We start from the raw sequence: 9207 nt of genomic DNA, 5'->3' as shown, positions 1-9207 counted from the left end.
ATCAGAAGAGCAGGCACTCGGAGCTACGCGCGCTGCTGCGTTGCCAACCGGCGTGGCCTGCCGACCGAGCTTGCGGGGCTACGAGGTTCGGCTTCCGGAAATCGCTGCAGACCTCAACAGGGGCTCACTGGGTGACGCTTGGTGGGTCAGCTTTGGTGAGGCAAAAGCGGGTCAGTTCCGGGGAGCGTCAAGGGGCCTACCAGGAATACCGCTGCGTATACGGCGAGGATGTCGAGACGGGGCTGAGGTTTCTGTTCAACGCCATGTCAGCCAAGGAGGAAGCAGGAAATCGGTTGCAGGGCATCCCGAGCGCGATCCAACTGGACAACGGGCCGGTCGGTAAGTCGGCAGTGTTCCGCCGCGTGATGGAGTGCCTTGGCGTCGAGGTCATCCTGCATATGCCGCGCAATAGCGACGGCCGACGCACCACGGCGCGCAGCAAGGGCAAGGTGGAGCGTCCCTTCCGGACGGTGAAGGAAGCGCACGAGACGCTGTATCACTTTCACAAGCCAGCGACCGAAGCGGAGGCCAATCGCTGGCTCGTCAACTACGTGACCAAGTACAACCATCGGGACCACCGCACCGAAGACCACAGCCGCCAGGAGGACTGGCTTACGCACCTTCCCGCGGATGGGCTACGGGCGATGTGTTCGTGGGAACGATTCTGCACCTTCGCCCGCGAGCCGGAGCGGCGTACCGTGGCGATCGACTGCCGCCTGACCGTCGCGGGCGTGACCTACGAGGTGGATGCCGAATTGGCCGGCGAGGAAGTCATCGTATGGTGGGGTTTGTTCGATCAGGAACTCTTCGCAGAACTGGGTGACGACCGCTACGGCCCGTTTCAGCCGGTCGGCGGGCCGATCCCGATCCATCGCTACCGCAAGCATCGCAAGAGTCGGCGTGAGCATCGTGCCGACCAGGTGGCGCAGTTGGCCGAGAAAATCAGCATCCCACGTGCTGCGGTGAGCGGAGAGAGCGACATTGTGGTGTGCGCCCCGCCGGGCGCCGCGCTCATGCCGCCGGCGAAGCCGTTCGACGGTCCGGACCCTTTCCACGAACTGACCTTCCCCAATGCGGTAGCGGCTCGGCAGGCCATCGCCGAGGAGTTGCGCTTGCCGCTTGCGAAGCTCGGCGATGAGGACCGCGCCTTCATCACGCAACTACTCGCGGAAACCCTGTCACGGCCCGTCATCATTGCAACCATTCGCGCTCGCTTCCCGGCGGGGCGCAAAGGAGGAATCGCCTGATGCTCACCGAAGTCATGCGACACTACCACCTCAGGCGTCCGCCCGTGGATGTTGGATTCTTCGAAACCGACCATCACCAGCAAATGACTCGCGACCTGATAGCCGCGATCCAGGGAGGGCGTCTGATCGCGCTGACCGCCGTGATCGGCTCCGGCAAGACCGCGCTCGCGCGGCGCCTGCGCGACAGCCTCGATAAGGAGGGGCGCGTGATCGTGTCGCGCTCCTTGACCCTGGACAAGGCCAAAATCACCGTCCCCTTGCTGATTGCCGCACTGTTCTACGATCTGTCGACGGAGAAGACGGTCACGATATCGAGCCAGTCGGAGCGGCGCGAGCGGGATCTGCAGGAGCTATTCCGCAAGGTCAAGAAGCCGGTCGCGCTGTTCGTCGATGACGCGCACGACCTGCACCCGAAAACCCTGACCGCCTTGAAGCGCTTGCTTGAGCTGGTCGTGGACGGCGGCGGGCAGTTGGCGATCGTTCTGATCGGGCATCCCAAGCTCAAGAACGACCTGCGCCGCCCCAAGATGGAGGAGGTGGGAGATCGGACCACCATCTTCGAGTTTGGGGGTCTGCGCGACCGGCAGCGCGACTACATCGACTGGGCGATGAAAGCCTCGCTCGAAGAGGGCGTCGAGCCGAGCACAGTGCTGACCGACGACGCGGCCACCCTCCTGGCCGCAAGGCTCAAAACCCCGCTGCAGATCGGGCGACACCTGGTGCGCGCTTTCGAAGCAGGCTTTGAAGCCGGTGTGAAACCAATCGACGCCGCCATCGTGGAGACGGTGCTGTCGAGGCGCATTGATGATCTGGAACCCCAACTGACGCGGCACGGGTACGACGTGCGCGCTCTATGCGAACAGTTCGAAGCGAAGCCGGTGGAGATCCGCGAACTGCTGCGCGGCACGCTGAATCCGCAGCGATCGACGGAACTCATCGAGGAGATGCGGGCAGTGGGACTGCCGCTGTGACCCTCCGCACCGCGAACGCGATTGAGCGTCTCAACAATGTGCGTCCGTCTCACGTAATGTGGTTTGAGAATCACCGAATGTGCGTCTGGAGTCGCTATCCGTCTCAACTAATTTGCGTCAGAAAGCCCCCTTGATTGTGCGTCTGGGCCGACATCATTTTGCGTCGCTACACCTATCGTGCTGTTGCAAGGCCGCGATGTTTGCGTCGCGGCGTATCGCAAAGCCCTGGGCCGCAAAACGCTGTCCCTTGAATTCCAGGACCATTGCAGGCCCCTCACGCCCCTCGTGAGTGAAGGTGCCGATTGTGGCCTCTGGGTTTCCACTTTCCGGCGCGAGATCATGCGTATGTCCCACGCAACCGGTGAGCGCAAGCACGGCCAGACCTGCGATAGCGAACACTGTCTTCATCGTTGTCTTTCTCAAGGGGAAGTTACGGTGCGGCGCTCTCGGCGCGCTTCGACCCACTCATACATGAGCGGCAGTAGGAGCAGTGTCAGGGCCGTCGATGTCAGCAGACCACCGACAACCACGGTCGCCAGCGGCCGTTGCGTTTCCGCTCCGATACCCTGCGAGAGCAGCACTCATGACGCATAACTCGAAGAGGTGTTCATCGTTCGTACGCCCTAAGCCTATGGTTACGGTATTTTGCATGTTGCATCTTTCAATCATCGACGGAGCTTCAAAAGTACGCAAAAAATTCTTCTGGCGAAGTGAAGACACGGACTGGCTAGTCATGCTCCAAGCCCCAAATCAAGTGCGCGTCGATGAGCAGCCCGTAATAGGCCTTCAGGGCGATGACTTGCGCTTGCAAGGCGTTGTTCACCGCAGCCGTCGCTTGGCGACGCGTCAGCAGAAAAGCTTGTAGCTCCGCTTCGCCGAGCGCATAAGCCCGCTGCATCAGACGGGCGTTCTCTTGCATAGCCGCCGCGCCTTCGTTGGCGATCTGAAAGCTCTCGTAGCCACCGCGCGCAGTCGCCACGGCGCTTGCAATCCCTGCCTGAAGCTGGCGCTGTTTGAGTTCGGCTTCCTGGCGCGAAACCTCAACTGCCGCAATCGCCTGTGCACTGCGCAAGTCACGCGCGCCTCCCGGAATCGGAATGCTGATTGTGACTCCGGGAATGCGCTCGCGGCCGCCGATCTCCGAAGCCGTATAGACCCCGAACGTTGGATCAGGAATCTTCTCCGCACGTGCTCGTTCTGCCTGCGCTTGCGCTTTCCGGACTTGCGCTTGCACAAGCTTCAGTGCATGCGTTTCAGCCAGGATGCGCTCCTGCCAAGATGGCGCCTCGCTCCCAAGCACCAACGGCTCGGGCAGAGCCAAGAGCTGACGCTCGACGCCAGGAAAGCGGGTGGATAGACGTAACCAGGCTGCGGCAGCCTGCGTCTTTGCGTCATTGTCCATGCGTCGTTGCTCGGCCAGTTCGGCGCGGGTAATGCCCAGGTCCAATTTCGAGGCATCGCCGGCGCGAGCGCGTTTCTCCACGGCCGCGAGACTGGCTTGCATCGACTGAAGGCTGCTCCCACCCAGCTCGCGAGCGCGTTCCGCCGCCAGCCAGTCCACCCACAATTCCATCAGTTCACGAGCCGATGTGAGCAAAGCCTCGCCATAGCGCGCCCGAGACTCGTCGACGGTTGCCTTGCCGATACTGCGATCGGCTGTGGCTTTGCCGGGAAGCCGAATGGTCTTCTCGACACCTACGAACCATTCGTTGTAGCGGGGACCGTTTTCCACTCTGCGCTGCTGCCCATCAACGCGAGCGGTCCACTCATACGGAGATTGATCGAGAATGCTCGCCTCTTGCAGAGCCACGTCCAAGCCTGCCCGCGCCGCGGCGACGCCCGGGTCCTGCTCGAATAAAGGGCGCGCAATTGCGGTTGGCATGAGCCCCGGCGGATTCATTGGCTGCGCCGCAGATGCGGCCTTGACTACGGCGAAGATGCCGATCAAGAGCAATCTAACCATCATGCGATTTCTCCCGCTTCGACGACCGGGGTCACCCAGTAGCGCAGCCCCACGCCGGAGAATTGCTGACGCAGCGCTGCAAGCAGCGCCGCTTGACCAGCCGCCGCACAGATCACCTGCACCTCCGTGGCTCGCGCCCGACCCAGCACCTGTTCTGTCTGATCCAGAGACTCGTGGGCCAGACCGTGCGCGGCTGTCGCTGTACTGGTGAAGATCGTCGCACCGGGCCACAGGAGCAGCAGATCGAGTAGTTTTTCTTCGACCTCTGGCGGACACACCAGCGTCAAGCAAAGTTCAGACATGGGGAACCTCTCGTCTTGGGAAAGCAAAGCGCAAATACAGGATGGGCAACAGCATCAGCGTCAGCACCGTGGCGGTGGTCAGGCCACCGATCACGACAATGGCAAGCGGCCGCTGGATTTCCGAGCCCGGCCCGCTGGCAAAGAGCAGCGGGATCAATCCGAACGCCGTAATTGAGGCGGTCATCAGTACCGGGCGCAAACGCCGCTTCGCGCCCTGAACAACGACATCGCTCAATTTCATCCCTTCGCTGTGCAATTGATTGAAATAGCTAACCAGCACGACTCCGTTCAAGACCGCGATACCGAGCAGCGCGATGAAGCCCACCGACGCTGGCACCGACAGGTATTCTCCCGTCACCCACAAGGCGACGATACCGCCGACCAGGGCAAATGGGACGTTGCTCAGGATGAGCAAAGCCTGGCGCACCGAGCGGAAGGTCGAAAACAGCAGGACGAAGACCAGGCCAAGTGCGACCGGAACTACCACCGCCAAACGCGCAGCCGCGCGCTGCTGGTTCTCGAACTGCCCCCCCCAGGTGATGCGGTAGCCGGTAGGCAGGGACAACTTTTCCGTGACGAGCGCTCTGGCCTCTTCAACGAAGCCAACCAGATCGCGGCCACCGACGTTGGCGATGACCACGCTATAACGGCTGCCCATTTCCCGATCGATCTTGACCGGCCCTGCCGCCCGTTGCAGCTTGGCGACGCTGGTCAATGGCACCGTGCTGCCGCCCTGCGTCGTGATCCGCATGGCGCCAAATTCAGCCGGCGACATACGAACCGCCTCGGTGCCGCGCAATACGATGGGTGTGCGGCGGTTACCTTCGATCACGATGCCGGCCCGCTGCCCCTCGATCTGCGTGCGCAGCGCGTCCTGGATCTCTTCCACGCTCAAACCAAGGCTACCTGCCTGCAGGCGGTCAACCACCACCTGCAAGTACTGCACACCATCGTTCTGGACGGTGTAGACGTCTTGATTCCCCGGGACCGTCTTGAGAAGTGCTTCGACCTCGCTCGCATACGTATTGAGCTGGTCGAGATCAGGCCCGAATATCTTCACTGCCAGATCGCCGCGCACGCCGATAATCATTTCCGAGACGCGCATTTCAATGGGTTGTGTGAAGCTGTAGGAGATACCAGGCATGGGGTCGAGCACTTTGCGTATCTCGTCCATCAGTGCTTCCTTACTCTTCATGCGCCAGTCGTCTCGCGGCTTCAACACGAGGTAGGTGTCGGTCTGGTTGAGCCCCATCGGGTCGAGGCCAATTTCGTCAGAGCCGGCACGTGCAACGATGCCGGTGACCTCTGGAATGGCCTTCATGAGGGCCTGGTGAATCTTCAGATCGAGAGCGGCGCTTTGTTCCAGGCTGATGGAGGGCAATTTCTCGATACCGACGATCAAATCGCCTTCGTCCATCGTCGGCATGAAGGTCTTGCCAACCTGGGTGTACACCCCGCCCGCTCCCAGCAGTAGCAGCACTGCCACGCCGACGACGATACCCTGCCGTCGCAGTCCCCAGGCTAGGGCCGGCTCATAGAGTGCCAGCAATTTGCGTGGCAACCACGGATCCTCATGCTTGACCTCGCGCAGCAAATACGACGCCAGCACCGGAATGACGGTTAGCGAAAGCAGCAGCGACCCGGCCAGGGCAAAGACGATGGTCAGTGCCACCGGCACGAAGAACTTGCCTTCCAGATCCTGTAGCGTCAAAAGCGGCAGAAAGACGGTAATGATGATCAGGATCCCGGACGAGACCGGAACCGCAACCTCGCGCACTGCGCGATAGATGGTATGCAAGCGCGGCAGCTTGCCGGCCGTCGGGTCGGTCGCCAGGCGCTGTACGATGTTTTCGACCACCACCACTGCCGCGTCGAGCAACATGCCGATAGCAATTGCGAGGCCTCCCAGACTCATCAGGTTGGCCGACATACCGAAGCCGCGCATCAGGATAAAGGTGATCAGTGCCGCCAGAGGCAGTACTAGAGCCACGGTCACGGCCGCGCGGATATTGCCCAGGAACAGCCCCAGCAAAATGATGACCAGGACTGTCGCCTCGAGCAGCGCTGCCGAGACCGCACCGACCGCCTTGCTGACGAGGGAGGCGCGATCGTAGAAAACGCCGAGCTGCACATCTTTCGGGAGCGTTGGTTGCAGTTCATCCAGTTTCTTGCGCACGCCTTCAACGACTTTTTGCGCATTGGCACCTGCCAGTCCCAGCACCAGTCCCTGGACGGCTTCGGCTTTGCCATCTTGCGTCACCACACCATAGCGCGTGACAGTGCCGATCTTGACCTCGGCCAGGTTGCCCAGACGAACCGGCGAATCGTCCTTGATCGTCACCACGATCGCACGCAGGTCGTCCAGGCTCGTGACACTTCCTTCGCTGCGCACCAGCAATACTTCGTCGCCTTCGCCCAACCGGCCCGCGCCATCGTTGCGGTTATTGGCGTCAATCGCCTCCTTCAACTGGGCCACCGTCACGCCGCTGGCAGCCATCTTGATCTGATCGGGCACAACCTCGAAGGCGCGAACGACGCCACCCAGCGCATTCACGTCGGCGACGCCAGGCACTGTGCGCAACGCTGGCCGGATGACCCAATCCAGGAGGCTGCGCCGTTCGGCCAGCGACAAGCCATCGGCGTCGACGGTGAACATGAACATTTCCCCCAGCGGGGTAGTGATCGGCGCCATTCCGCCCGTGATGCCGGCCGGCAGACTGTCCGTCAGGCCGCCCAGGCGTTCACTCACCTGCTGGCGCGCCCAGTAGATGTCGGTACCGTCCTCGAAGTCGATGGTTACGTCGACCAGGCCGTACTTGGTGACCGAGCGCAGGATTTTGGTTTTCGGGATGCCGAGCATTTCTACTTCGATCGGCACCGCGATTCGGCTTTCGACCTCCTCCGGGGTCATGCCGGGGGCCTTCATGATGATTTTGACCTGCGTGCTCGACACATCGGGGAATGCATCAATCGGCAAGCCGAGGTAGGCCATCCATCCCGCACCAGCGACAATCAGCGTCGCCAACAAGACGAACAGGCGCTGCGACAGGGAAAGCTGAACGAGACGAGCAAGCATCACTTGCTCTCCTTCGCGTCGAGCCAGGCGCCCTTGAGTGCTACCACGCCGCTGATGGCGATCTGTTCACCTTCTTTGAGCGGGCCTTGTACGCGCACACGCTGACCAGCGCTAACCACAACCTTCACGGGTCTGGCTTCGAAACCGTCCGCGGTGCGGACGAGGAGGTAAGCTTGTTCGCCGTCATGAACCACCGCGGACAAGGGCACATCCCAATTGCCTTGAGTAGCGGTGATTGGCAGTTCGACAGTTACCAACTCGCCGGGTCGAACCTCGCCGGTCTTGCCTTCGACGGCTGCCCGCAGTACTACTGTCTGACTGCCGTGGGAGACGGTCGGGCTTACGCTCAAGATTCGCGCCGTGAGGCTGCGGCCGAGCACTTTTACCTGGGTTCCGGCTGGCCAGCCCACACGTTCCGACACCGGAAGCTGAATATCGAGCCACAGAGAGTCCGTTTGAGCCACGTGCAACAAAGCCGTCGCTGCCTCGACTCGCTGGCCAGGTTTGACCGCGATAACGGTGACGATCCCGGCCTGCGTCGCGAGCAGAGTCACGCTGTCTTGGGGCTTGCCAGACGTCGCAATGCGCTCGATCGTCGCGGACGGCATGCCGCTTAGACGCAGCGCTGCCTTGGCCTGATTGAGCGTGGCTTCGGCTTCCTGCAGCGCCGCTCGCGCTTCCTGCACTCGACGTTTGGCAATAATTCCTTCATCAAACAAAGCGTGCTCGCGCTGCGCCGCTTGCCGTGCAAGGGTGGCGCGAACGGTTGCTTGTAACAACTGCAGCTGCAACTGGCCCAGTTCGGGACTGACGATGCGCACCAGTGGTGCGCCTGAAGGCACGACCTGGTTTTGCTGCACCAGCAATTGCGCTACTAGGCCGGCGACGGGCGAACTGATCACCTGTTCCGCTTCTGGCGGCACCACGACATGTGCGGGATAACTCGCCTTTACCAAGTCGGTATCATTCTGCAATGGCGTGGTTTGAATGCCCAACGCCTGAATCTGGCTGTTTGGAACGGTGAATTTTGCTGGCCGGTCGGCTGCCTGCGTGGTAGCCGTGAGGATGCACATCACGGCCATTGCCCATGCGCTTCCCGCCGGGAAGGGGGAGCTGCTTGTTTTCATTATCAACCTCTTTATAGCGTCTGCCGACACAACAAGCGTGACCACGCCGCTCGTCGAGCCAGGGGAAAGACAAACCTGCGGAACTCCGCGAGCGACGCGGAGTTAAACGAGGGATGCGCTACGGGGAGGTCGGAAAGGGGGCTCGAGTTCTGCCGGGAGCAGAGTGAGGACGCTCGGTAGCACGAGGGCTGTCCGAGCAGGCGGCTCAGCAAGGTGACTGACAGCCGAATTGGGAAATAGCTCGCAGTGGCTCAAGGCGTGCAACAGTTCATGTTCGGCATCGTTCGATGGTTCGGCGGCCGGATTGCTCTTGGCATCAAGCCGCGGCGCGTGATCGTGATTGATCGACGCGGTGCGCGTTTGGCGATCGTGATCAAGTTCGTGTGAAAACCGCTTCAAGTTGAAGCCATAGGCGCCGACGCTCATCACAAAAAAAAAGGATGAGCATTAGTAGCCGTATGGTTTTTCGATGCGGCCTGTGCATTACAGATACTTTATGATTTTTCTGAAGTCATCGAGTG

The 9207-nt window shown here is 61.3% G+C and carries 7 protein-coding genes and 1 pseudogene; 2 read left to right on the top strand and 6 right to left on the bottom strand.

The genetic code is table 11. The annotated features are described in order from the left end of the window. Positions 1-263 precede the first annotated feature (263 nt). Positions 264-1247 carry a hypothetical protein gene (locus E4Q23_RS21540; protein ID WP_169068500.1) on the top strand — a complete coding sequence of 328 codons (984 nt, stop codon included), beginning with the start codon at positions 264-266 and terminating at the stop codon, positions 1245-1247. Next, positions 1247-2218: an ExeA family protein gene (locus E4Q23_RS21535; protein WP_169068499.1), complete on the top strand. Its 972-nt coding sequence runs from the start codon at positions 1247-1249 to the stop codon at positions 2216-2218. The genes E4Q23_RS21540 and E4Q23_RS21535 overlap by 1 nt, the downstream gene beginning before the upstream one ends. A 153-nt stretch (positions 2219-2371) precedes the next feature. Here E4Q23_RS21535 and E4Q23_RS21530 read toward each other — a convergent pair whose 3' ends face one another. From E4Q23_RS21530 to E4Q23_RS21505, 6 genes and pseudogenes are all read right to left on the bottom strand, one after another. Beyond that, the gene (locus E4Q23_RS21530; RefSeq protein WP_169068482.1) at positions 2372-2626 is read right to left on the bottom strand and encodes a hypothetical protein; all 255 of its coding nucleotides are present in this window, start codon (positions 2624-2626) and stop codon (positions 2372-2374) included. Between the two features lie 11 nt (positions 2627-2637). Beyond that, positions 2638-2799 (bottom strand): annotated as a pseudogene (locus E4Q23_RS25435) (efflux RND transporter permease subunit); the annotation flags it as partial. Positions 2800-2945: 146 nt separating this feature from the next. Beyond that, positions 2946-4184 carry a TolC family protein gene (locus tag E4Q23_RS21520; RefSeq protein WP_012806069.1) on the bottom strand — a complete coding sequence of 413 codons (1239 nt, stop codon included), beginning with the start codon at positions 4182-4184 and terminating at the stop codon, positions 2946-2948. Next, entirely contained in the window at positions 4181-4483 is a 303-nt protein-coding gene (locus E4Q23_RS21515) for a DUF3240 family protein (RefSeq protein WP_012806070.1), read from the bottom strand. Before E4Q23_RS21515 ends, E4Q23_RS21520 begins: the two co-directional genes overlap by 4 nt. Continuing rightward, positions 4476-7559, bottom strand: coding sequence for an efflux RND transporter permease subunit (locus E4Q23_RS21510; RefSeq protein ID WP_034908390.1), 3084 nt, complete (start codon positions 7557-7559; stop codon positions 4476-4478). The genes E4Q23_RS21515 and E4Q23_RS21510 overlap by 8 nt, the downstream gene beginning before the upstream one ends. Then, positions 7559-8686: an efflux RND transporter periplasmic adaptor subunit gene (locus E4Q23_RS21505; RefSeq protein ID WP_012806072.1), complete on the bottom strand. Its 1128-nt coding sequence runs from the start codon at positions 8684-8686 to the stop codon at positions 7559-7561. The genes E4Q23_RS21510 and E4Q23_RS21505 overlap by 1 nt, the downstream gene beginning before the upstream one ends. Positions 8687-9207 lie beyond the last annotated feature (521 nt).

It is taken from the genome of Candidatus Accumulibacter phosphatis (genome assembly GCF_012939955.1).
In the GTDB taxonomy this organism is placed as follows: Bacteria; Pseudomonadota; Gammaproteobacteria; order Burkholderiales; family Rhodocyclaceae; genus Accumulibacter; species Accumulibacter delftensis.
Note: the sequence above shows the minus strand (reverse complement) of the source record. Positions and strands in the feature narration are given on the sequence as shown.

Coding starts and splice junctions, on each gene's coding strand:
- E4Q23_RS21540 (WP_169068500.1), top strand. CDS start 264: ATGTCAGCCAAGGAGGAAGCAGGAAATCGGTTGCAGGGCATCCCGAGC.
- E4Q23_RS21535 (WP_169068499.1), top strand. CDS start 1,247: ATGCTCACCGAAGTCATGCGACACTACCACCTCAGGCGTCCGCCCGTG.
- E4Q23_RS21530 (WP_169068482.1), bottom strand. CDS start 2,626: ATGAAGACAGTGTTCGCTATCGCAGGTCTGGCCGTGCTTGCGCTCACC.
- E4Q23_RS21520 (WP_012806069.1), bottom strand. CDS start 4,184: ATGATGGTTAGATTGCTCTTGATCGGCATCTTCGCCGTAGTCAAGGCC.
- E4Q23_RS21515 (WP_012806070.1), bottom strand. CDS start 4,483: ATGTCTGAACTTTGCTTGACGCTGGTGTGTCCGCCAGAGGTCGAAGAA.
- E4Q23_RS21510 (WP_034908390.1), bottom strand. CDS start 7,559: ATGCTTGCTCGTCTCGTTCAGCTTTCCCTGTCGCAGCGCCTGTTCGTC.
- E4Q23_RS21505 (WP_012806072.1), bottom strand. CDS start 8,686: ATGAAAACAAGCAGCTCCCCCTTCCCGGCGGGAAGCGCATGGGCAATG.